25 protein-coding genes are annotated in these 22242 nt (G+C 31.6%); 9 read left to right on the forward strand and 16 right to left on the reverse strand.

What is annotated here, in order from left to right; genetic code table 11:
- Positions 1–33: 33 nt before the first annotated feature.
- The 9 genes from AC061E_RS10620 to AC061E_RS10660 form a co-directional block, all read right to left on the reverse strand.
- Positions 34–1092, reverse strand: coding sequence for a nucleoid-associated protein (locus AC061E_RS10620; protein ID WP_478286225.1), 1059 nt, complete (start codon positions 1090–1092; stop codon positions 34–36).
- A 16-nt stretch (positions 1093–1108) separates the two neighbouring features.
- A complete protein-coding gene (locus AC061E_RS10625) occupies positions 1109–1498 on the reverse strand; it encodes a four helix bundle protein (RefSeq protein ID WP_478286226.1) in 390 nt (129 codons plus the stop codon).
- Between the two features lie 77 nt (positions 1499–1575).
- Positions 1576–2115, reverse strand: a complete 540-nt coding sequence (locus tag AC061E_RS10630) for an IS1096 element passenger TnpR family protein (protein ID WP_478286227.1) — start codon at positions 2113–2115, stop codon at positions 1576–1578.
- Between the two features lie 214 nt (positions 2116–2329).
- Positions 2330–2719, reverse strand: a complete 390-nt coding sequence (gloA2, locus tag AC061E_RS10635) for an SMU1112c/YaeR family gloxylase I-like metalloprotein (RefSeq protein WP_478286228.1) — start codon at positions 2717–2719, stop codon at positions 2330–2332.
- 43 nt (positions 2720–2762) lie between these two features.
- Positions 2763–3158 (reverse strand): hypothetical protein, encoded by a 396-nt coding sequence (locus tag AC061E_RS10640; RefSeq protein WP_478286229.1) that lies wholly within the window; start codon positions 3156–3158, stop codon positions 2763–2765.
- A gap of 71 nt (positions 3159–3229) precedes the next feature.
- Positions 3230–3796 (reverse strand): sugar O-acetyltransferase, encoded by a 567-nt coding sequence (locus AC061E_RS10645; protein WP_478286230.1) that lies wholly within the window; start codon positions 3794–3796, stop codon positions 3230–3232.
- A gap of 384 nt (positions 3797–4180) precedes the next feature.
- Complete coding sequence (locus tag AC061E_RS10650; protein ID WP_478286231.1) at positions 4181–4465, reverse strand: hypothetical protein; 285 nt, start codon at positions 4463–4465, stop codon at positions 4181–4183.
- 561 nt (positions 4466–5026) lie between these two features.
- The gene (locus AC061E_RS10655) at positions 5027–5422 is read right to left on the reverse strand and encodes a hypothetical protein (RefSeq protein WP_478286232.1); all 396 of its coding nucleotides are present in this window, start codon (positions 5420–5422) and stop codon (positions 5027–5029) included.
- Between the two features lie 424 nt (positions 5423–5846).
- A complete protein-coding gene (locus AC061E_RS10660; RefSeq protein WP_478286233.1) occupies positions 5847–6704 on the reverse strand; it encodes a hypothetical protein in 858 nt (285 codons plus the stop codon).
- Between the two features lie 902 nt (positions 6705–7606).
- On the opposite strand from AC061E_RS10660, the gene AC061E_RS10665 reads away from it, so the two are divergent.
- From AC061E_RS10665 to AC061E_RS10690, 6 genes are all read left to right on the forward strand, one after another.
- Entirely contained in the window at positions 7607–9766 is a 2160-nt protein-coding gene (locus AC061E_RS10665; protein ID WP_478286234.1) for a TonB-dependent receptor, read from the forward strand.
- 264 nt (positions 9767–10030) lie between these two features.
- Positions 10031–10651 (forward strand): hypothetical protein, encoded by a 621-nt coding sequence (locus AC061E_RS10670; RefSeq protein WP_478286299.1) that lies wholly within the window; start codon positions 10031–10033, stop codon positions 10649–10651.
- Between the two features lie 52 nt (positions 10652–10703).
- On the forward strand, positions 10704–12035 hold the full coding sequence (locus AC061E_RS10675) for a 2TM domain-containing protein (protein WP_478286235.1): 1332 nt from the start codon (positions 10704–10706) through the stop codon (positions 12033–12035).
- Positions 12026–12340, forward strand: coding sequence for a 2TM domain-containing protein (locus tag AC061E_RS10680; RefSeq protein WP_478286236.1), 315 nt, complete (start codon positions 12026–12028; stop codon positions 12338–12340). Before AC061E_RS10675 ends, AC061E_RS10680 begins: the two co-directional genes overlap by 10 nt.
- A 2-nt stretch (positions 12341–12342) precedes the next feature.
- The gene (locus tag AC061E_RS10685) at positions 12343–12651 is read left to right on the forward strand and encodes a 2TM domain-containing protein (protein ID WP_478286237.1); all 309 of its coding nucleotides are present in this window, start codon (positions 12343–12345) and stop codon (positions 12649–12651) included.
- Between the two features lie 72 nt (positions 12652–12723).
- The gene (locus AC061E_RS10690) at positions 12724–13491 is read left to right on the forward strand and encodes a LytR/AlgR family response regulator transcription factor (RefSeq protein WP_478286238.1); all 768 of its coding nucleotides are present in this window, start codon (positions 12724–12726) and stop codon (positions 13489–13491) included.
- Between the two features lie 107 nt (positions 13492–13598).
- On the opposite strand, the gene AC061E_RS10695 is transcribed toward AC061E_RS10690, so the two are convergent.
- The 5 genes from AC061E_RS10695 to AC061E_RS10715 all read right to left on the reverse strand — a co-directional run bounded on the left by AC061E_RS10695 (position 13599) and on the right by AC061E_RS10715 (position 17994).
- Positions 13599–13781: a CsbD family protein gene (locus tag AC061E_RS10695; protein WP_478286239.1), complete on the reverse strand. Its 183-nt coding sequence runs from the start codon at positions 13779–13781 to the stop codon at positions 13599–13601.
- A gap of 238 nt (positions 13782–14019) precedes the next feature.
- Complete coding sequence (locus tag AC061E_RS10700; protein WP_478286240.1) at positions 14020–14793, reverse strand: CDP-alcohol phosphatidyltransferase family protein; 774 nt, start codon at positions 14791–14793, stop codon at positions 14020–14022.
- Positions 14794–14845: 52 nt separating this feature from the next.
- Positions 14846–15868 (reverse strand): COX15/CtaA family protein, encoded by a 1023-nt coding sequence (locus AC061E_RS10705; protein ID WP_478286241.1) that lies wholly within the window; start codon positions 15866–15868, stop codon positions 14846–14848.
- A gap of 61 nt (positions 15869–15929) precedes the next feature.
- Positions 15930–17357, reverse strand: coding sequence for a CCA tRNA nucleotidyltransferase (locus AC061E_RS10710; protein WP_478286242.1), 1428 nt, complete (start codon positions 17355–17357; stop codon positions 15930–15932).
- 67 nt (positions 17358–17424) lie between these two features.
- The gene (locus tag AC061E_RS10715) at positions 17425–17994 is read right to left on the reverse strand and encodes an L-threonylcarbamoyladenylate synthase (protein ID WP_144892724.1); all 570 of its coding nucleotides are present in this window, start codon (positions 17992–17994) and stop codon (positions 17425–17427) included.
- Between the two features lie 369 nt (positions 17995–18363).
- Here AC061E_RS10715 and AC061E_RS10720 point away from each other — a divergent pair, with 369 nt between their 5' ends.
- Together AC061E_RS10720 and AC061E_RS10725 are read left to right on the forward strand one after the other, a co-directional pair.
- Positions 18364–18558 (forward strand): Rossmann-fold NAD(P)-binding domain-containing protein, encoded by a 195-nt coding sequence (locus AC061E_RS10720; RefSeq protein WP_478286243.1) that lies wholly within the window; start codon positions 18364–18366, stop codon positions 18556–18558.
- An 80-nt stretch (positions 18559–18638) separates the two neighbouring features.
- Entirely contained in the window at positions 18639–19466 is an 828-nt protein-coding gene (locus AC061E_RS10725) for a glycosyltransferase family 2 protein (protein WP_478286244.1), read from the forward strand.
- Between the two features lie 149 nt (positions 19467–19615).
- Here the strand turns inward: AC061E_RS10725 and AC061E_RS10730 are convergent, their stop codons facing one another.
- Positions 19616–20416 carry a glycosyltransferase family 2 protein gene (locus AC061E_RS10730; protein WP_478286245.1) on the reverse strand — a complete coding sequence of 267 codons (801 nt, stop codon included), beginning with the start codon at positions 20414–20416 and terminating at the stop codon, positions 19616–19618.
- Positions 20417–20420: 4 nt separating this feature from the next.
- Complete coding sequence (locus tag AC061E_RS10735; protein WP_478286246.1) at positions 20421–21212, reverse strand: glycosyltransferase family 2 protein; 792 nt, start codon at positions 21210–21212, stop codon at positions 20421–20423.
- A gap of 290 nt (positions 21213–21502) precedes the next feature.
- Between AC061E_RS10735 and AC061E_RS10740 the strand changes: the two genes are divergently transcribed.
- Positions 21503–22234 (forward strand): lipopolysaccharide kinase InaA family protein, encoded by a 732-nt coding sequence (locus AC061E_RS10740; protein WP_478286247.1) that lies wholly within the window; start codon positions 21503–21505, stop codon positions 22232–22234.
- The last annotated feature ends 8 nt before the right edge of the window (positions 22235–22242 follow it).

Raw genomic sequence — 22242 nt, forward strand, 5'->3', positions numbered from 1 at the left:
TTAAATGTTATATTATGCTAGCATTAGGAGTTACTAACTTTTCTCTTCTTTGTTAAAATAAACAAGATAGTAATACATCTGTTTTTCTTCATCCCATCCTTTTTCTACAAATTTCTCTGCACTTTCAGGATTAATAAAATCCATTTTGATTTGGATGTGCGTATCTAAATTGATCACGTTTTTTATTGATTTTCGTGCATCAGACACCGCTGCATTCGCAATAGGGAAGGAGGTAACATCCTCTATACTGTATTTTTCTCCTTTATCGCTTTTGTAGTTTTTGAACTCAGGAATCAAATCTGGATTGTCTAAAACTTCATTCAAAAAGTTAGTTTCTTCAAACTGATCGTTTTTTGCAAAATAATTTACAGATCGGTTCATGAACATCACTTCTTCCTTTTTATCCTCAGCCGGAAAAACAACATCTTTAGCAAAATTTTGACAAAACTTCAAATATTTTTTAGTGATAAAGTTCTCGTCCTCAAAAGCATCTACTGATAAAAAATGCTCTAACCAGTATCTTGCATCGTAACGATTGCTATCAACAGTAAGAATTTTATAACCTTCTTCTTTCTTGTAATTAAAAATCAAACAACCTTTGTCAAGTTTGTTTAAACTTACCCCTTGTTGTAAAATCATTTCAAGTTGAGAAGCTTTCTCTTCAAATTGTAAAAAGTCGGCTTGTATTTCACTCTTAAAAATACCAATGGCATCTACCACATTATTATCAATGCTTAAATTGGTTAAATAAGTTACGTACACCTCACCGTTTTTAATATGTGGATGATTGGACTGCTCAAACAAATGCGTGGTGATTTTTTTTGAAACCTCGTGTACACTGTTCGGATTGTCAAATATCTCGGTGGCATATTTGAACATGTCATTGTAGTCTAAGTCAATTTCGTGTGCAAATTGGAAATAATTTTCCTCTTTTTCTCGAAAAGGTTTAAAGAAAAATTCTTTCATCAAAGGAACAATCTCATCATTTAGATTAAAGGGCTGCTCTGATAAAAAAATAGCTTCGTTTCTACTCTTGTTACCCACTCTATGAATGGATAAATTTTCGATATGGGTGTTAAATAAGTTGATCATTTTTTTCTTTAAGGTGCTAAGTGAAAAGTTGCTGAGTTACTAAGGTTTTAATCTCTCTCTTTATTTTATTGATGAACGAAACCAGCATTCGTTCAATCTCTCGACTATCTTCGTACATCGTATTAAATTCTTCTTCGTTTAAATAGTCGATGTTTTTTGCTATTTCTATTTGGGTTTGTAATTCAAATAATGATCCAATGGCTATATTTAAGAAACGTAAATATTCTTTACTACTCTCTCTTCCAAACCCTTCTGCAATATTGCTCGGAATTGAAACTGAGCTTCGTCTTATTTGTGATGTTAATGCAAATATTTCTTCTTTTGGAAATTTCTTGGTTGAATTATAAATTTTAGTTGTTAATGACATTGATTTTTGCCAAATCAGCAGGTTTCTAAAATTGCTCATGGTGTGAAAATATTAAATTTAATTCATGTAAGAACTTAGTACCTCAGAACCTTAAATTCTTAGAACCTTACTGTAAACTAATTCCAATTCTCTTCAAAACCAAAATCTTCAAAATTGTCATCACCTTCAAACATGTCTAGGTCATCATCATCTAAACCGTCTTCAAATTCATCATTGTAATCATCAGCATTGTCAGATTCAAAGTTTTTTTCCATCGCTTCATCTGGCATTTCTCCATGCGAAAAAATAGTTTCAGGATACGTATTTCCTACCACTTGATCTTCAATGGCTGCTAGCTCTACAAGGAATGTCCACATGTTAATGAAGTCATATACATATAGGATTTTTGTATTTTCTTTATCTAAAATGTCCGATAATATGTAGTCGCTCATGGTTTTTTGTTCGCCAGGAACATCGCCGGTATCAAACATCGGAATTTCTTCTTCTTGATTCCAAGTTTCATCACACGTATAAAAAGAAGCTACTTCCATTCCGTCAAAACCAAAGGAATTGAAAATAGCATTATGTAAATCCTCTAAAGTATCGTCTTCAAGTATTGCAATGTCTCTAAAGATATCTTCCTCGGCGTCTAGAATGACTCTAAATTTATAAACCATAATCGTTGTTTTTATTGAAAGGTCAAAGGTAAAATTTAATTTCAGTTTTCGATTTTAGTTTTTCGATTTGTTGATAAGATTTTTGTTTACTCTGCTATCTTGGTAGCCAAAGCAACCAGATGGGTACTTTTATTTTTTGGATAAAAACTACTTTTAGTACATGTAAAACCTATAGTTTTAAGGATTGGTTTTAATTCTATTGAAATTTTTAGCGTTAAGCCTCATAAAATTCTAAAGGTAAACCGTCAGGATCTGAAAGAAAGAAAAACTTTTTTAAAGTGTATTGATCTATTCTAATAGTTTCGCATTCAAGACCTTTTATTGTAAAATATACTCGTGTTGCTTCAATATCTTTTACTTCAAAGGCAATATGCCGTAATCCAGATGCCTCAGGCTGAGACGGTCGTTGAGGTGGATTTTTAAATGAAAACAATTCGAGTACAAAAACTCCGTTTAAGGCTAAGTCCAGTTTGTACGACTCCCTGTCTTCTCGATAGATTTCTTGTACCACAGTGAGTCCAAGAAGGGATGTGTAAAAATGTTTGGATTGCACATAGTCACTGCAAATTACAGCAACATGATGTATTTTTTGAAGTTGTAGCATGTGTGAAAGAAAAAAAGCCTAATCAAATGATTAGGCCTACGGATTATTTTACAGGATCAGAGCAGATACCAACAATTTCATGAAATATATCGTGGAGCCCCGTTATTGATTTTACTATTTCATCATCTGCACCTTTATTTGATATAAGTTGGTGTAAAGATTTACTTTTGGCTTGTAATCGATTTACTAATTCAGTAATGATTTCTGTTCTAAATTCTGCAGGAATATCAGTTTTTTGCACTTTCGTAGCTTTTGCTAATAACTCTGCTGAGCGTGCTTTTATAGGAGCCAATTTCCCCTCCTCGGCAGGATGAAAGGTCTCTGATAATACTCCGTGAAATTCTTTTATGGCAGGCCATTTATCAAAAGTAGATTGTGCTGATACTGAGTTTGCAACAACAATAAACGCCAATATTAAAAATGTTTTAAGATGTTTCATTATTTTTTATTTAAATTTTGGAAACAAAGATAACAAAAAAAATATTTTGAAGAATTCGTATTTTTTTATTTTTACTTATCATTTAATTTTCGTATCAATTTTGCAGGATTTCCCACCGCTAATGAGTGATCCGGAATATCTTTTGTCACAACAGATCCAGCACCTATAACACAACCATTTCCTATACGCACACCAGGACATATCACCGTATTGCCGCCTATCCAGCAATCATCGCCTATGCTTATTGGCAAAGCATTTTCTAGCGTTTTTCGCAGTTCAGCATCAAGCGGGTGCGTGGCGGTATACACTTGTACATTGGGTGCAAAAAACACATTCGAACCTATTACAACAGGAGCGCAATCCAGCACCACACAGTTTACGTTAAAGTATACGTTATCACCACACGTTATATTGTATCCATAATCACAATGAAAAGGAGGTTCAATATATAAATTAGAACCCGCATTAGGAATCAATTCCTGAATGATTTCGCGCGCTTTTTTAGTCACGCGGTACTCCGTTACATTTAGTCGGTGCAATAAATTTTTGGCCCTTCGGCGTTCTTTTATCAACACAGCATCACCAGATAAATAGTATTCTCCAGCAATCATTTTTTCTTTTTCCGTTTTTGGTTCCATCTTATGTTATTTATTTTGGGCATGCCCGATAGTCTCGTCCCAAAAAACGAGACTATCGGTCGGGCTATCCGCTACAATCTTTTATAGCCCTTTTTGCAACGGGCTTTAAAAGGATTTTCACTACTATCCCTAATGCAATTCTACTTGTTGCTGCTTGGAGAAATAGCAGATTAAAGAAAATAAACTTTCGGTTCAACACTGACTTTGAAAGTACAAAAATAGCTTTAAATTAAGACTAAAACTCACTATTTTTGCAAGCGGCTATTGTTTTTTGTTAGTGAATGTTATAGCTTGTCTGCCTTAAAGGATTCAACACGTTTTCATTGTTCGTTCCTCACGAAGAACGTATAGGAAATCTACTGTTGGCAGCAGTATTTATTTCTGTCAATTAAGTTCTATTTTGTTTTTGATTAAGTTTTTTAATTCCAAAGCTTCGGTCAGGTCAATTCCACTTGTCGCTATGATAGTGCTGTAGCCATATGAAAAGGTAATTTTGGTTTTATCAGTTATTCTTAATAATTGAAGCATTGCTATTGGTCCTTCGGATACTGTTTCGTTTTTAACGTCTATAGTTTTAACTTCTGAAAGTCTGTATGTTTTTGTTTTTGAGCAAAGTGGAGATAATTTACTTAATTTTAATTCGTCATTATTAATATTTATTTCTTGCACTCCTTTTAATTGCCACAGTAGCTCTTTAAGTGAAAAATAAGCTATAATTGAAGATAAAATAAAAATTGCAAATCTACCTATTAGGGGCAAATCGTCAATAAAAAATAAAGATTGAACAATGCCGTTTGTAAATTGAAGTGTTATAATTTATAAGAAAAATATTAAAACCCAACTTTTCCGTTTTGGAGTTAAAATTATAATTCCCGTTGTTGTCTCCACAATTGTTGAAGTCATCTTTTTAGGCTCTTCCATTTTGTATTTTAGTTTTTTAAAGTTGGCTATCCCATCTGTTTATCTTAAAACCTCTGTTTTTATACCAATTCTAATGTAAAAATAGTCGATTTAATTTAAAAGGAACATTTTGCAATACAAACTATCTTGTTGATATGTCCAAATAAAAGTGGACATTGAATCCTCTTGATATTCTTTCATAAAACTCCACAGTACATACTAGTGAATGGTTCTAGCTAGTCCGCCTCGGAGGATTCAACTAGAGTTTTATTTTTTGTTCGTTCACGATCACTCAGGTGTTCGTTCGCCATATCGAATATAAAGAAAATATTATAGTTGAAAAATACCCCTTTTTCTTTCCAATTTGGCTTTTAAAAAAGTTGACATTTTTTTTATTACAAATGCCAATATAAGTCCGGTAATTAAACCACTAATGAGACCGATACTTAAGCCTATAGTTATAGCTTTTGTTTCGTTCCACCAATGAAGCAATTTATTTAAAAACCAAAACGAACCAATTCCAATTATTCCAAATGCAAAAGTTGAGAATACGGTTACGAATGTCTTAAATCCTGAAGTAAATGATTTCTTATTTATTCCGACAATTACAGAAGTTGATATAGCGCCAACTAAAACAAAACCGAAAATAGCAAATAAGCATAATATTGCTATTAAAAGTGCAATTAGTAAGCTGATTAAAATAAATATAATTCCCAGAATAAGCATAACAAAAAGAAATATATTGAATTCGTTGTCTATTGGAGCTATGTTTTGTAAAAAAATATTTAGAGAATAATGCAAAGGATTAATTATTTAAATTTCAAAAATGTTCGTTTTTTTGCGCTATCAGCCCATGTCAGTTCGTCTTAAAACCTCTATTCTTGAATTAATTTCATTGTAAATATAGTCGATCTAAACTACAAAAAAATATCTTGCTGTAAAATCTACCTTGTTGCTACGTCACAATAAAAAGGACACTAATTCTTCTTATGATTCTCTCTCAAAACTTTACGATAACTCCATAGTTACTAACCGTAAACTATTCTAGCTTATTTGCTTTTTAGAATTTAACCGCTGTTTTATTGCATTGGTACTTTCGTCATCGTATTGGTGTTAATTAAAATCTAATAACATAAATAAAACCTAAGTGTTACCATGAGTTGTTATTTCTAATTAAAATTGATCCAGCATTTTTTATGTAATATCGAAACAAAATAATGAATAGAATAAAATAAATCCCAAGAATATAATAATATTCTCGTGAGAAAAGTAATGTTATAGCAACTATCAACATGGTTAAATTAAATATGCAAATTCTTACAAAGTGCCATGGCAATACACGTTGCAAACCATTTGAATAGTCGTTGATGATTTTAAAATCGTCCAAAATGAAAAGTATTGTAAAGTTTAAAATACTTAAGTATATATTTTTGAATCCTATTATGATGAAGAATTCAGCTAATGCAATATTCAAGATGTAGAATCCAATTTGCGCAAAAAATAACGTTTCTCTTTTAGAAAAATTGATACTTGATTGATAATATGGAATTTGTCGAATTGGAAGAATTGCAAGAAGTAGAAAACTTCTTAGCTTTTTATTTAGTACTTCGGCATATATATAAGTTAACAGATAATATACTATCAAAACTGAGGACAGTCTAATGGGTAAAATACCTAAAACATTTTCTTTTGTAATCCACTCTGCAACCCCATTATTAATAAGGTTGTGGAAGCCGTTAAAGATTGAAAAAAAACCAAAAAATAGTCCAAGTGCTAAAATTAGAGAGATAAACAAGTATTTTAAATATGCAAAGTTTATCTCTCTAAATCTCCAATTATCACTGTTTTTTTTAATAAATGCATTATTAAATAAAAGGAAAATAGTTATTGTTAGAGCGAGTGAAAAGTAAACGCCCTTGTTATAATTGTCAGCGTCTGTTAAGTCAAAAACTACCCAATCGAAAATATAAAGTCCTTTTTTAATATAATATTCATGTAAAATTAACATAAACTCAAAAACATATTTGAAAATTAAAAAACTAAGAACGAAAGAAATTAATCGGATCGTTAAGTACTTTACACTAGCAAAAAAGTTATCAATTCTTTCATTGTCGATGCTAAACCCTCGCAGCTGACGATATAATTCTTTTGAATTTGATAAAATTGTAAAGAATGCAAAAACAAAAGGTCCAAGTAGATAATAATACCAATATGACCATGCGATTTTAACGATAGCATTTTCAGCGTATTCTGCAACATTTATTATAAATTTGAAGTCAAATAAAATATATATGAACGATATGAAGCATGACAATTTAAGTAAAGTAAAGAGTGTTTTAATACTAAATAAGTAAACTAACCGTTCGAGAAATGTACCATAGTTTCGAATGTGGAATTCTGAATAAACTTCGATAAAACATATAGTGAAGGAAAGAAATGCAATAAAAGTAGTTAAAGTCATGTAATTCTATAATTAGGTACTTTCTGGAAATGTCAGTTTGTCTCAAAACCTCCATTTTTATTTTACGGTAAATATAGTTGATTTAAACTACAAAAAAATATCTTTCTGTAAAAATAACCTTGTTGATATATCCAAAAAAAGAGTTGTGCTTGTTTTTATTGTTCTCTCCATTAAGTCCAGTTTATTTGTGAAAACATTTTCAAGTATGCTATTAAACTCAAAAAATGGCAATAAAGTCTCATTCCGCTTTACTTTAAAAAAATTAAAAACCTCTTTTCGCTTTTGATTTTTAACAAATACTGACTTTCACTTTTTGTACTTCAAATTCTGTTTTTTTTTCTGCTCAAAAGAATAAATCACAACTCAGCATACATTTTCAACAGTTCAGTAAGGTTCTGTTTTCAAACCTTTTTTTCTCAGATACATTTGCTTCATAAAAACAAATAATTATGAAAACTTCAGTCACATTGTTATGCTTACTAGTTACAACACTTCTTTTTTCGCAAAGTACAATTTCTGGTAAAGTAGTAGATGAAAAAGGAAAACCCGTTGCGGGAGCAAACATTTTTATAGAAGGAACCTATGATGGCGCCACAAGTACTGAAACAGGTAGTTTTAGTTTTACAACCACAACAACTGGAATTCAAACTTTGGTAGTGAGTTTTTTGATTTATGAAACCTCAAAAACAGTAATTAATGTGGCTGCATTTGTTGATAAAACCATAAAACTAAAAGAAGGTGTAACAGCTCTTGATGCCGTTATTATTACCGCTGGAACATTAGAATCTGGAGACAAAGCAAGAGTTTCGGTTTTGAAACCTCTAGATATTGTAACCACAGCAGGTTCTGCAGGAAATATAATTGCAGCTTTGCAAACCTTGCCAGGAACACAAACGGTAGGCGAGGACGGACGATTGTTTGTTCGAGGTGGTGAGGCTAATGAAACCCAAACTTTTGTAGATGGGATTCTGGTAGCGCAACCGTATGGTGCAAGTACTAATAATTTACCTACTCGTGGCCGATTTTCTCCTTTTTTATTCAACGGAATATCATTTTCTACAGGTGGCTATTCAGCAGAATATGGTGAAGCTTTATCGAGTGTTCTTCTGCTAAACACTCAGGACGAGCCGGACCAAAACAAAACAGAAATTAGTTTGATGACAGTAGGATTGGGAATTGGGAATACCCAAAAATGGAAAAAAAGTTCGTTGAGTGTGAATTCAAATTACATTAATTTGGCACCATACCAAGCTGCGATTCCTCAAAACGTAGATTGGAACAGTCCTTTTCAATCCTTGTCTGGTGAAACGGTGTATCGCTATAATTTTAACAACGGAATTTTAAAAGTATATGCTGCTTTTGATGCTTCAAAATTTGATGTCAATCAGGAAAATATCAATGCTCCTGAGAAAATTAGAGTGGATTTAAACAACAATAATTTTTATTTCAATACGTCTTACAAAGGAGTTTTTGGAAATAACTGGCAGCTAACTTCTGGGTTGAGTTATGGATATAGCAATAATAAAATTAATTTGAATATTGATAAAGTGGCAAACGATGAAAATGCGGCCCATTTGAAATTCAAACTAAGAAAAAGTTTTTCAGAAAGGATCAAACTTTCCTTTGGGGCTGATTATTTTATGACGCAGTTCAACGAAGATTTTAGGGATAATTCAGGTTCGGTTTTCACCAACGGGTACAATTCGAACATAGCGGCTTTTTTTAGTGAGGTTGATGTTTTATTTTCAAAAAAATGGGCAGCAAAAGTAGGGTTAAGAGCCGCAAATAATGACTTACTAAATGAAACTACTATTGCACCCCGAATTTCATTTGCTTATAAAATGGCCAAAAACAGCCAGTTTTCATTTGCTTATGGCAATTTTACTCAAACTCCAAGCGCAGATTACGTCAAATATTCGAACAACAATCAGTTTGAAAGCGAAAAAGCATCGCATTACATCTTAAATTTTCAGTACAACAAAAACGGAAAAACATTTCGTGCCGAAACCTATTACAAAGAGTATAGCAATTTAGTGAAATTTGATACTGAAACACCCTTGTATAATTCGGCTTTCAATAATTCAGGTTTAGGATATGCAAAAGGATTGGACTTGTTTTGGAGAGACGGAAAATCAATTAATAACTTAGAATATTGGGTTTCCTATTCGTACATCGATACGGAGAGAGATTATAAAAATTTTAGCGCTCAAGTGACCCCAAGTTTTGTTGCCGATCACAGTTTGTCTATTGTTACAAAATATTTCATAACAAACTGGAAATCACAAATAGGCTTTACAAATTCCTACAGTTCATGTCGCCCGTACAACAACCCCAATGAAACAAAATTCATGAATGGAAAAACCAAAGTCTACAACAATTTGAGTTTCAACTGGGCCTATTTATTGAGTCCACAAAAGATTTTGTATTTCTCAGTTTCGAATGTTTTAGCTACTCAAAATGTTTTTGGGTACGAGTACGCCAAGAATCCAAACAGCGCTGGAATTTACAACAGAAGAGAGATTACTCCCACAGCAGACCGTTTTTTCTTTGTCGGTTTCTTTTGGACCATTAGCAACGATAAAAAAGACAATCAGTTAAGGAATTTATAAATACAGTCATAATGTCCTAAAGTCAAAGGTATAAAGTCCTAATAGATACATACGTTTGTTACTTTAAGACTTTCGACTAAAATTAATACAACTCATCCATTAAATTCTACAGTTCGGTAGGAATCAATTTTTAAGCTGTTAAAAGCAATCTACTTTTGAAGTGTAATTAAAAACAAAGCGTTTCAAACATCATATCAAATAATCTTAAAATCAAAAATCATGAAAACAACAATGAACCAAAATCCAATTAAAACAACTAAAGTTATGACTAAAATTATTGTTACCATCGTATTGTTTATCAGTTCCTATGTATCGGCTCAAGGCCAATTTGAGCAAGGTATGGGCAAAGCACTTCAATTATGGGGTGAAGGAAAAAGTACCGAAGCATCGGCTTTATTTGAAAGAATTGCTGCTGCCGAAAAATCAAGCTGGTTGCCTAATTATTATGTGGCACTGGTAAATACAAATGCTGCTTTTGGCACAAAGGAAAAAGAGCAAGTAAGTTTATTGCTTGATAAAGCTCAAAAAGCCCTTGATGTTGAAATGGATAAAAACCCTAATAACGCAGAGTTGCTTGTGGTTCAAGCCATGATTCATACCGCCTGGATTGCATTTGACCCCATGACAAACGGACAAAAATTAGCTGGACCCGTAATGGAATTGTATGGAAAAGCAAAGGCCATTGCTCCTGAAAACCCAAGAGTTGTGTTTTGTAAAGCCGAATTTGAAATAGGCGGAGCGAAATTTTGGGGAACCGATACCAAACCAATGTGTGCGCAAATTGAAAAAGCTATTGGACTTTTTGCTACTTTTAAACCTGAAACAGTTTTTTCTCCTTCTTGGGGATTAGAGAGAGCTCAAATTGCTCAAAAAAATTGCAAATAAACAACATCAATTGACGTTGCTGAATCTGGCTTGATACAAAACAATACTTAAAATGAACATACTTTATAAACAATTGCAAAAAGTAATTAAACTCACCGTGTTGATATTTGTTATTATGCAAATCATCAACATAGTCATGGGGAGCACTGTAAAACTAGATCACCATTTAGTAACCCAGTTCTTGTTTACCGCCCTGTATACGTTTTCACTTTATGCGGCAAATGCGGTTTTGTTTGTAAAATTAGACTCTTATTTTACGGATCGTTTTTCAATTAAGAGATTAGTGGCAGGGTTCATAGGTTCCTTTTTAGTATCGTTGCTGGTTATTTTCTTGATGCATGTTTTTGAAGTTGTAGTTTTCGAAAATCAAACATTTGAATACTTTTTGGCAAACGAAAAACCGTCAAAATATGTATTTGCAATCATTATTACTTTTTTCATCACGCTTTCGGTTCACGCGATTTCGTTTTACAAAGCGTACAATGAGAATAAAGTTAAAGAACAAAAAATTATTGCTGGTACAGCCAATGCCAAATTCGAAAGTTTAAAAAATCAAATTGATCCTCATTTTTTATTCAATAGTTTGAATGTTTTGAGTTCACTCATAGAGGAAAATCCTGAAAATGCACAGCGTTTTACAACCTCTTTATCTAAAATTTATCGATATGTTTTAGAACAAAAAGACAAAGAATTAGTAAGTGTAGCCGAGGAATTGGCTTTTGCCAAAACGTATATGAATTTATTGAAAATGCGTTTCGAGAACAGCATCACCTTTCATTTACCAACTGATTTTGATAATTTAGAAGCAAAAGTAGTACCATTATCTTTACAGTTATTACTCGAAAACACCATCAAGCACAACGTAGTAAGTGAGAATAAACCATTGCAAATTACCATATTCATTCAGGATAATTACTTGGTAGTTCAAAATAATTTGCAAAAAAAAGAAGTATTACAAGACCGTCAAGGAGTAGGATTGCAAAACATTGTAAGCCGATATGCCTTGCTATCAAAAAGAAAAGTTTTAGTAGAACAAACGGAAACAGACTTTAAAGTACTGATTCCGATTTTAACCAAACAAATAGCCGCTATGGAAATTAACACAATTAGCAACGAAAATTTAGCCTACGCAAGAGCTAAAGAAAGAGTAGAAAGATTAAAAGGATTTTATGGGAACTTAATTTCGTATTGTATCGTGATCCCTGTTTTGATTATTATTAACCTGAGTTCGCCACATCCTTTTCAATGGTTTTGGTTTCCGCTTTTGGGCTGGGGAATGGGATTAACGTTTCACGCACTCGAGACCTTTGGTTACGGCAAAAATTGGGAAGAACAAAAAGTTCAAGAAATTTTAAACAAAAACAAAACAAACAAATGGAACTAAATAAACCAAACAATAGCGAATTTGAGCAATATCAAATCGCTAAAAAGCAAGTTGAAGAGTTAAAAGGGTTTTATTCGCACCTTGCTTCATTTGTACTTGTAAACGGAATTCTAATCTTGATTAATTTTAGATATTCTCCAAACCATATATTTTTTCTTTGGACCTTTGGAAGTTGGGGTATTGGACTTTTATTTCACGCCATCAGAGTTTTCAATTGGCTTCCATTTTTTGGACGGAATTGGGAAGAAAGAAAAATAAAACAATACATACAAGAAGAAAATAATAAAACAAATACCTACGAATAATCATGACAACAACTGATCAATTAGCATACGATAATGCACTTAAAAGAGTTCGAAAAATTAAGGGGTTTTATACGCACCTTATTGTTTACATCGTTATAAACGTAATGATTATAGTGTTGAACACGCAAAACCTTAAAACTGGCGAAAGCTATTTTCAATGGAATAATTTTGCCACTGCCTTATTTTGGGGAATTGGATTAGCGTCTCATGGTTTATCTGTGTTTTTACCTGCAATCGTTTTAGGGCGAAACTGGGAAGAACGCAAAATAAAAGAGCTGATGGAAAAAGAGAAAAATAATAAATGGGAGTGAAGCAAGCATTCACCCTTAGTCTCAACTAAATAAAGATCCCAAACGATTCAAGTAACAAATTATCAAATGCAAATGACAACAATAATTATAGAAGACGAGAAACCAGCTGCCAGATTACTACAAAGAAAACTAGAGAAATTGAGTTTACAAGTTGAGGTAATGCTTCATTCTGTGGAGGAAGCTTTGGAGTGGTTTTCGAACAATGAACATCCCGATTTGATTTTTCTGGATATTCAACTATCGGATGGATTGTCATTTGAAATTTTCGAAAAAGTTGAAATTAAAAGCGCCGTAATTTTTACAACAGCTTATGATGAATATGCTTTGAGAGCTTTTAAATTGAATAGTATTGACTACTTGTTGAAACCCATTGATGAAGATGATTTAGAAGTGGCTGTTGCCAAATTTAAATCGCTTTTACCTAAACAGGAATTAGCTGTTCAAAACCTCGCTATTGATTTTGAACAAATCAAAAAGATGCTGGCTAACCCTTTCGAAAAAAACTATAAAAAGCGTTTTACGGTAAAAATAGGCCAACATTTAAAAGTGATTTCTATAGATGAAATTGAATGTTTGTTTAGCGAAAATAAGGGAACCTACATTCACACGCAGGATAACAGAAATTATTTAATTGATGGCACATTAGAAAACCTAGAACAAGAATTGGACCCAAAAGATTTTTTTAGAATTAGCAGAAAGTTCATAATTCCCATGAAGGCAATCAAGGAAATTGTACTTTATAGCAACTCCAGATTGAAAGTTATTTTGCCTACATATAAAGAAGATGAAGTTATTGTAAGCCGCGAAAAAGTAGGCGATTTTAAAACGTGGATAGGGTAGTTTTTTTGTAGTCCAAAAAAAGTGTTTCTGTTGCTGTTTTTTAAAAAAATTAAATCAAGATTTTTTTAAAAAGCAGCAACAGAAACACTTGTTCATGTAATCAAAAACTAGTCAAGTAAAGATTTAATTTCTTTTTCTGTCTTGCCTAATTTTTGTTGTAATTTACCCCACATCACATTTTCTTTGCCTTCTTCATACAATAAATCATCTTCGGTAAGATCGGCAAATTTCTGTTTCAGTTTTCCTTTTAACTCATTCCAAGTACCCTTAATTTCATTTGAATTTGGCATAATATCTAATTTTAAAATTACTATTTGTTATTCACAAATTTGGTAAAATTAAGCTGTTTGAATGTTATACAATTCTTTAAATGTATTGTATAATTCCAATAGCTAATAGTATTTAATACTTGCTGCCAAAATGCGTTGAATTGAAATAAGTTGTTAAATTATAGCTGTAGGTATTTTGTTTTAAAACAATGGTAATGTGATTTTTAATAAATGCATATAGATATTGTCTATAGTGGGTTTATGCCTTAAAAACAAGTTTTCTAATACCTATTAATACCAAAATAAATGCAGTGTAAAAGATAAAGAAAGGAATAATATACTCTATGCAATCAAGAGCAAGTAAAGTAGCAATAATTAACAATTGAAAACCTAATCCGTAAATAGAAAGCAAGGTCATATACCAGTTTGGAAATGTTTTTACTTTGTATGCATCAGGATCAAGTGCATGAATAATTTTATCAAACACACCGTAAACGATTGTGTAAATAGCAAATAAAATATCAACTGATTTTTGTGTTTCTCCTGGTAAAGCTCGTGGAGATTTATTTTCAAATATTTTGCTAGTAGTATCTCCTCCTACAGATTTTGTTCGTAAAATAACATAGTAATAATTGTATAAAGTACCTTGTAGTTGAACACCAATAAAGGCAAAAATCGTAGGAATTAAAGTGGTTTTAGAAACATAGCAAATGGTCATTAAAAACAAAAAATTTAATACAATATCAAACACGCTGTCAAGATATCTACCCGTGTAAGAAGGTGTTTTTTTTAACCTGGCAAGCTCGCCATCGGCTGCATCAATTCCTGACTTTAGGATTAAGAAAAACGCAGCCCAAAAGTAATGTCCTTGCAAAATACTATAAATGGCTAATAGTCCTGAAATGCCAAAAAGGACCGTAACATGAATGGGAGTGAAGCGCGTATCTTTTAATTGGTTGGCAAGAAATTTTCCAAAAAATCTCCCGTAATCTGATAAATCTAAAAATTTATCTTGAGCTGCAAGTTTAGACATTTTAATAATTAGTAAGCAAAAAAAGATGTGACAATATAGTCAAGAACGGATTTTAAAGTTGTTTTTTTCTTTGTGAATATGACTCTAAAACCAAATAAAACTGAATCCCGAAAAGTAGGGTTGCTAAAACAATATGAATAGTTTGTGTGCCAAAAGGAAAATCAAAATAATACATTGCAATGCCCGAAATAATTTCAAAAGCAAGCAGGAACATGACCCATTTTAATTTGTTTGCATTTAAATTTAGTTTGCTATTCATATAGAACAAATAAGCATTTATAGCCAGCACAAGTATCGAAAAAGATCTGTGAACGTAAAATATAACAGTTGGATTTTGGAGCCACATGACCTCTGGAGCTCCTGTTTTTGAAATAATATCTACTTGTTCTCTAACATCTGTACCCAATACAATTTGAACAAGAGTAAGAACTAGTGCTAAGAGTAAAAAGGTATTAAATTTGGTATTAAAAGTAACAGTTTTGTTATTTGTTTTCACGCTGTAAATAACCACAAGTTGAATGGCTAGGATTAACAAAGCAGCGAGCATGTGTGTGGTAATTTTATACGGACTAAGTACAGAATCTACGACCGTTTTTCCTAGCCAAGCCTGAAATGCCATAAGAACGCACACAATAAAGGATAAATAAATAAGACTATTTTGTTTTTTTCTATAACCAAAGGAGAGAACCAGTGTTACTATACAAGCTATGCCCGCTAACGCCCCTAGGAGGCGGTTGATGTATTCAACCCAAGTATGAATGGGATTAAAAATTGCATAATCGTGTTTTTGATAAGGTGTCCAATTAGATGTTTCAAAATTTTCTTTAGCAACAAAATCCTCCTTAGTAACTAATAATGATTCTTCTTTTATAATTACTTGGCCTTTATTGTACTCTTTTTTCGGTGTAAACAAAAGCTCTTTTTGGTCTGTTGGCGGAATGTAATAACCAAAGCATTTAGGCCAGTCAGGACAGCCCATTCCAGAGTCAGTCAATCGAACAAAGGCACCTGCAAAGATGACTAGATAAACTAAAACGAGAGCTGTTTTTGCTGATTTTAAAAAGTATTTTTGCACAAGAATTGTATTTTTTTTGTAAAATTATCTCATTTCATTGGAGTAAACGAATACACAATAGTTAAACTTTGACTAAACCTAATTTAGTTGCTTTTTTTAGCATAAAGTCAAAAGCTGCATCGTACTCATTTGGGATTTCACCCTCAAGAATTGCTTCTTTTATGGCTTCTTTTATGAGGCCAATTTCCCTTGATGGTTTTATATTAAAATGCTCCATAATTTCTTCTCCAGTAATAGGAGGTTGAAAATTACGTACTTGATCACGCTCTTCTACTTCCACAATTTTTTTTCGAACTATTTCAAAATTTTTGTGGTACTTTTTAAATTTGTTTGGGTTTTTTGTTGTGATATCCGCTTCGCACAGTGTCATTAAGTTTTCTACGTCTTCACCAGCATCAAACACCAGACGGCGCACCGCACTATCAGTTACAGTATCTTGTGAAAGAACAATAGGTCTAGAACTCATCATGACCATTTTTTGAACAAATTTCATTTTATGGTTTAATGGCATGTGCAAACGCTCAAATATTTTTTTAGCCATTTTCCCTCCCAGGAATTCATGTCCGTGAAATGTCCAACCTTGTTTTTTATTAAAACGTTTTGTTGGAGCTTTTCCTATATCGTGCAACAACGCAGACCAGCGGAGCCAAACGTCATCCGTGTTGGGACAAATATTGTCAACCACTTCCAGCGTGTGGTAGAAATTATTTTTGTGGGTGTGACCTTCTATTTCTTCAACTTGATTCAAAGCCGTTAACTCGGGAATAATAATATCCAAAAGTCCTGTTTTGAACAAATGTAAAAATCCGATTGAAGGTTGATCTGTTGAAAGTATTTTATTCAATTCATCCACGATGCGCTCTCCAGAAATAATTTTGATTCGCTCTGCGTTCTTTGTAATGGATTGAAACGAATTTTCTTCTATATCAAAGCCCAATTGGTTCGCAAAACGAATGCCTCTCAACATACGCAACGGATCATCAGAAAAAGTAATATCTGGATCCAACGGTGTTTTAATTATTTTGTTTTTTAAATCTTCGAGTCCGTTAAAGGGGTCTAGTAATTCTCCAAAATTCTTTTCGCCTAAGGATAAAGCCAAAGCATTTATAGTGAAGTCACGACGATTTTGGTCGTCTTCAAGTGTTCCGTTTTCAACAATAGGATTTCTACTATCAGACTGATAGGATTCTTTTCTGGCACCCACAAACTCAATTTCGGTGTCTTCAAAGCGCAACATTGCTGTTCCGTAAGTTTTGAAAACCTGAACCTTTGGCTTATTTGGAAGTAATTGAGATACTTTTAAAGCCAACTCAATTCCGCTGCCCACTGCAACAATATCTATGTCTTTTTTAAAGTCTCTCTTCAAAAGTAAATCTCTAACAAAACCACCAATTACATAACTATCTACGTTAAGTTCTTGAGAAGCTTGAGAGATGACTTTGAAAATTTTATTATTTAAGGCTTCTTTATATGAAGTTTTAATGCTCATTTTAAAAATGTTTAAAGTCTAAAGTCTAAAGTTGTTAAACTGAAAACTAGAAACTGAATACTGCAAACTATTTTCGAATCACTTTCACCTGGGAATCGTTCGTCAGTTTTATAATTGTCGAAGGTTTACCGGCGATTTTTTCGCGATGCAAATTTACAACATAGTCTACACCTTTTATAATTTCTGGACTAATATCTTTGAAAGCAATAGGAGTAGGTTGTCCAGAGATATTCGCTGATGTTGAAACCAGTGGCTTTCTCATCTTTTCCATTAATTTGAAGCAAAAAGGCTCTTTTACAATGCGGATTCCCAATGAGTTGTCTCCCGAAACTAAATTTGGAGCTACATTTCTTGGTTTGTCTAAGATTATGGTGGTAGGTTTTTCGGATAGATCAATAATTTGCCAGGCTACTTCAGGAATATCCTTAAAAACATTGTACATCATTTTTTCTCCGTTCATCAAAACAATCATGCTTTGTGTCTCAGCTCTTTGTTTGAGTTTGTATATTTTGGCAACAGCTTCTGGATTTGTGGCGTCACAACCTATGCCCCAAACGGTGTCTGTAGGATAAAGGATAATTCCGCCATCTTTAATAATTTCGAAAGCGTTATGTATTTCTTCGTTAAGATTTTCCATTTTTATTTAAAATATGAGTGACAATTTTATACTTTGCAAAGGAACGAATAAAAATTATTATTATACTATAGGTCTCTTCCGCTATTGTATTATAAGTATAACATCATAAAAGGAAATATAAGATTTTCATAAATATAAAACTACTTGGTTAAAATTTTTTGATGTTGATTTAGTAAAATATGTATGGTATTTAATAAAATGTTTACACAGCTTTTTTTAGTTATTATGATAATTTTTAGTAATAGTGATTGAATATTCTCAAGTAGATTAGTTTTTATTAGTTTAAATAGGTATCTTTTTGTTATTTATTAAAATTGTTTTTTTGCTAAATAAAACTACATTTGCGTAATTATAAAGGCCAATGCTTGTGTGTATTTAATGCAAAATTATAATGATAAAGGATTCGTAAATATTGGCTCGGGCAAAGAAATTTCTATTTCTGATTTAGCCTTTTTAATAAAGGATATTGTTGGTTTTAAAGGTAATGTTGTCTTTGATGTTACAAAGCCTGACGATACACCTAGAAAACTTACTGATGCGACTAAATTAAATAGTTTGGGTTGAGATATTCTATCGAACTTAGAGAAGGAATAACGAAAGTTTATAATGAGAAATTTTAATTTAATTCAGATTTAATTTTTAAGATGAGTAAAATATCGATAATTACGGTTAATTATAATGAAAAGGAAGACTTAGAGAAAACAATTAAAAGTGTTATAAATCAATCTTGGAAAGATTTTGAATTTATTATAATAGACGGAGGAAGTACAGATGGTAGTAAGGATGTTATAAAAAAATATCAAGATAAAATTTCATTTTGGGTTAGTGAACCTGATGCAGGAATTTACAATGCCATGAACAAAGGAATAAGAGTCTCTAAAGGGGAGTTTGTTATTTTTATGAATGGAGGTGATTGTTTTAGTGACGACTCTGTTTTAGAGGAGATTACACCAATGTTGAATGATGAGTTTGATGTTTATTATGGGGATAATTATAATTCTAGGCATGAACAGCATAAAAAAATAATAAAATATCCTGAAAAATTAGATTTCACTTTTTTTTATTACCGGACTATAAGTCACCAATCTACTTTTATAAGAAAAAAGCTTTTTGACGAGCATTTTTATTATAATGAAAATTTTAAAGTCTCTTCAGACTGGGAATTTTTTGTATATACACATTGCTATAAAAATGTGCCATATAAATATTTAAATAAAGTGGTTTCTGTTTTTGATTGTAATGGGATTTCTTATGATCCAAAATTTGCAAAAATAATTCAAGAGGAAAGAAATCAAACATATCAAAAATATTTCTCTGCTTTTATAAGTCAATATGAAAATAAAATGGATTTTAATTCCAAAAGATTTCAGCATTTTTTACACATCAAGCAACATAAAATTACATGGTTAATTTTAAAAGGAGTGATGAACTTATTGCTATTATTTATTCCTAAGTTAAAGAAAGAATACTAAAATGAGGTCTTTATTTTTATAAAATGACAGGTCTTTTTTGTGTTATATTAGTATTGACTATCTACGTTTAATTTTAATTTAAGATAAAAAGAACAATAAATTTAATGTTTTATTAACTTAGAAAGGATTAAGTTTATTTACGTTAAAGTTTATTTATTTTCTTTTACAATTCCATTTTCGCACCAAAAAGAAGATGTTGACTTATTCTTTTCTAATATAGCATTATTTTGTCCAATGTTATTTTTATCTTGCTCATTATGATGTAGATGATATTGAATTCCTGCTAATCTTAATTTTTTTAAACCAACTCCTTTTTTTATTAGTCGGGAGGCAATTTCTGAGTCTTCTCTTCCCCAAGTGGTAAACTGTTCGTCATAGCCGTTAACTTCAAGCAAATCTTTTCTCCAAAAACTCATGTTACACCCTCTAACTTTGAATATTAATTTTTCAATAGGTTCAGTTTTCGAGTCAATAAAATAATTTACTAAAGGAAAATATACGGCATTGAATCTGTTTTTTATTTTTTTTGAAAAAGGATTAAAAAAAATAGTTTCATTTTTTAACGTTTTGATCGTAGTTTCCTTTGAGAGTAATACCCGAGGTCCAGTTAAAAAACTGTTTTTCTTGGCATTTTTTATGTGATCTTTAATATAATTTTTGTGCAAAATAACGTCGCCATCAACTTGTATGATGTATTCAAATTTTGCATTTGCTATGGCTTTGTTTCTTATTTTGGCAAGTCGAAAACCTTGATCTTCATGCCAAATATGAACAATATTTAGTTTTGATTTTTTGCTAAAGGCCGAAATTAAGTTTTTTGTTTCCTCTCTGGATCCATCATCTGCAATCAGGATTTCATTTGGTAAAACAGATTGGTTTTCAATACTTTTCAATACTAAAAGTAGTGCTTCAGGCCAGTTGTAGGTAGCTATTATTAATGAAACTGTCATTTTATTATAATTCGTTAATTCCGTTGGTAGCTTTTTTTTTATTGCTTGAAATCACTTCTTGAATTAAATCATTATGTGCAACTTCATTTTCTCGTGCGCGTTCGGGATGATAGATATGGTTAACAAAACCGTAATGTTTCATTTTAATTTTGTAAACCGAGTTGTTTATCAATCGAGTTGCAAATTCTTCATCTTCATGTCCCCAACCGATAAGATTATTTTCATAACCATTTATTTTTAAAGCATCTTCTCTCCAATAGGCCATATTGCAGCCCAGCATTTTTCTAGAATTTTGCTGAGGTGTTGCAAGTAGTTTAGCAATATAATAGTTTCTAAATCCGTTAAAACGATTTTTGATATCACTATTAAACAGTGAAAAGTGTATTGATTTTGTTTCTAATAGTTTTTGAGACAAACTAATTCCCATTCTTGTTCTGCTGCCTCTAACAAAATGTTCTTTCTTAGCAAATTTAAGATGATCTTTTATGAAATTTTTGTCTAAAATAAGATCTCCATCAACTTGAATGACGTATTCAAACTGTGCTTTCTTTATTGCTTTGTTTCTAATTTTTGCCAATTGAAAACCATTGTCCTCCTGCCAAACGTGATGTAATGGCACAGGGAATTTTTTTTGGAAAAAGGCAACAACATCTCGAGTTCGTTCATAGGAACCATCATCAGCTATTATAACTTCGTTTGGGAGTACTTTTTGATATAATACACTTGACAAACATAAATAAAGCGCGCTTTCCCAGTTGTAGGTTGAAATAATTAAGCTGATTGTAGGTTGTGGCATATTTTAAATTAAACTCTAGTAAAACACCATCAATTACATTATTGTACCGTGTTTTTTTTATTGTTATTAAAGCAAATGTAATTTTAATTTTTAGATAATCAAATCTCTCTGGAATGTCTTTTTTGTATAGAATTGATCTTTTAAGATAAGAATTGAACTTGCTTGAGCACTATTAATTTATGAAAGTACTGCGTTTTCTTGATTTAAGTTCGAGTTCAAAAACATTTGAACTCAACAAGAAAAATAATTTATACATTCGGTAATACATTTCAGTTTAATATATTTGTCAAATGGACGAAGAATTACAAACAATCATTAAAAACTTTTCTCAAACAGGAACAATTTTCTTTGGAGGGAAACGTAATACGATAAAAACGTTTAGTTACAATGGAGAAATTATTAATATTAAATCATTTAAAATACCCATTATTTTAAATGGTTTTATTTATAAATATTTTCGAAAGTCAAAGGCCAAACGGTCATTTAAAAATGCTTCTATTTTAACTAAAAAAGGCATTGGTACACCAAAACCTATTGCTTACAAGGAAAATTTTAAAGGTATTTTATTACGGGATAGTTATTATGTATCCGAACATTTAAATCACGATTTTACTTTTGAAAGTATTTTTCATGATCTCCCTCATTTAGACAAAGATAAAATGTTGCGAGGTATTGCTCAGTTTACGTTTAAATTGCATGAAGAAGGAATAGAATTTTTAGATCATTCACAAGCAAATACTCTTGTAAAAGTTGATGCTAATGGCAATTATAACTTTTATTTGGTTGATTTAAATAGGATGAAATTTCATACTACAATGTCATTTGAAAAAAGAATGCGTAATATGCATAAACTTACACCAGATGAACAAATGATTCAGGTTATTAGTAATGAATATGCCAAGCTTTATGTGCAGCCAGAAGAAAAGGTATTTTCTACAATGATGCAATACACAAAAGAGTTTTACACCCATTTTTACAAAAAACAAGCTTTAAAAAAGCGACTCAAATTTTGGAAAAAATAATTTTATTT

The sequence above is a fragment of the Flavobacterium sp. GNP011 genome (assembly GCF_056428925.1).

Coding starts and splice junctions, on each gene's coding strand:
- AC061E_RS10620 (WP_478286225.1), bottom strand. CDS start 1,092: ATGATCAACTTATTTAACACCCATATCGAAAATTTATCCATTCATAGA.
- AC061E_RS10625 (WP_478286226.1), bottom strand. CDS start 1,498: ATGAGCAATTTTAGAAACCTGCTGATTTGGCAAAAATCAATGTCATTA.
- AC061E_RS10630 (WP_478286227.1), bottom strand. CDS start 2,115: ATGGTTTATAAATTTAGAGTCATTCTAGACGCCGAGGAAGATATCTTT.
- gloA2 (WP_478286228.1), bottom strand. CDS start 2,719: ATGCTACAACTTCAAAAAATACATCATGTTGCTGTAATTTGCAGTGAC.
- AC061E_RS10640 (WP_478286229.1), bottom strand. CDS start 3,158: ATGAAACATCTTAAAACATTTTTAATATTGGCGTTTATTGTTGTTGCA.
- AC061E_RS10645 (WP_478286230.1), bottom strand. CDS start 3,796: ATGGAACCAAAAACGGAAAAAGAAAAAATGATTGCTGGAGAATACTAT.
- AC061E_RS10655 (WP_478286232.1), bottom strand. CDS start 5,422: ATGCTTATTCTGGGAATTATATTTATTTTAATCAGCTTACTAATTGCA.
- AC061E_RS10660 (WP_478286233.1), bottom strand. CDS start 6,704: ATGTTAATTTTACATGAATATTATATTAAAAAAGGACTTTATATTTTC.
- AC061E_RS10665 (WP_478286234.1), top strand. CDS start 7,607: ATGAAAACTTCAGTCACATTGTTATGCTTACTAGTTACAACACTTCTT.
- AC061E_RS10670 (WP_478286299.1), top strand. CDS start 10,031: ATGACTAAAATTATTGTTACCATCGTATTGTTTATCAGTTCCTATGTA.
- AC061E_RS10675 (WP_478286235.1), top strand. CDS start 10,704: ATGAACATACTTTATAAACAATTGCAAAAAGTAATTAAACTCACCGTG.
- AC061E_RS10680 (WP_478286236.1), top strand. CDS start 12,026: ATGGAACTAAATAAACCAAACAATAGCGAATTTGAGCAATATCAAATC.
- AC061E_RS10685 (WP_478286237.1), top strand. CDS start 12,343: ATGACAACAACTGATCAATTAGCATACGATAATGCACTTAAAAGAGTT.
- AC061E_RS10690 (WP_478286238.1), top strand. CDS start 12,724: ATGACAACAATAATTATAGAAGACGAGAAACCAGCTGCCAGATTACTA.
- AC061E_RS10695 (WP_478286239.1), bottom strand. CDS start 13,781: ATGCCAAATTCAAATGAAATTAAGGGTACTTGGAATGAGTTAAAAGGA.
- AC061E_RS10700 (WP_478286240.1), bottom strand. CDS start 14,793: ATGTCTAAACTTGCAGCTCAAGATAAATTTTTAGATTTATCAGATTAC.
- AC061E_RS10710 (WP_478286242.1), bottom strand. CDS start 17,357: ATGAGCATTAAAACTTCATATAAAGAAGCCTTAAATAATAAAATTTTC.
- AC061E_RS10715 (WP_144892724.1), bottom strand. CDS start 17,994: ATGGAAAATCTTAACGAAGAAATACATAACGCTTTCGAAATTATTAAA.
- AC061E_RS10725 (WP_478286244.1), top strand. CDS start 18,639: ATGAGTAAAATATCGATAATTACGGTTAATTATAATGAAAAGGAAGAC.
- AC061E_RS10730 (WP_478286245.1), bottom strand. CDS start 20,416: ATGACAGTTTCATTAATAATAGCTACCTACAACTGGCCTGAAGCACTA.
- AC061E_RS10735 (WP_478286246.1), bottom strand. CDS start 21,212: ATGCCACAACCTACAATCAGCTTAATTATTTCAACCTACAACTGGGAA.
- AC061E_RS10740 (WP_478286247.1), top strand. CDS start 21,503: ATGGACGAAGAATTACAAACAATCATTAAAAACTTTTCTCAAACAGGA.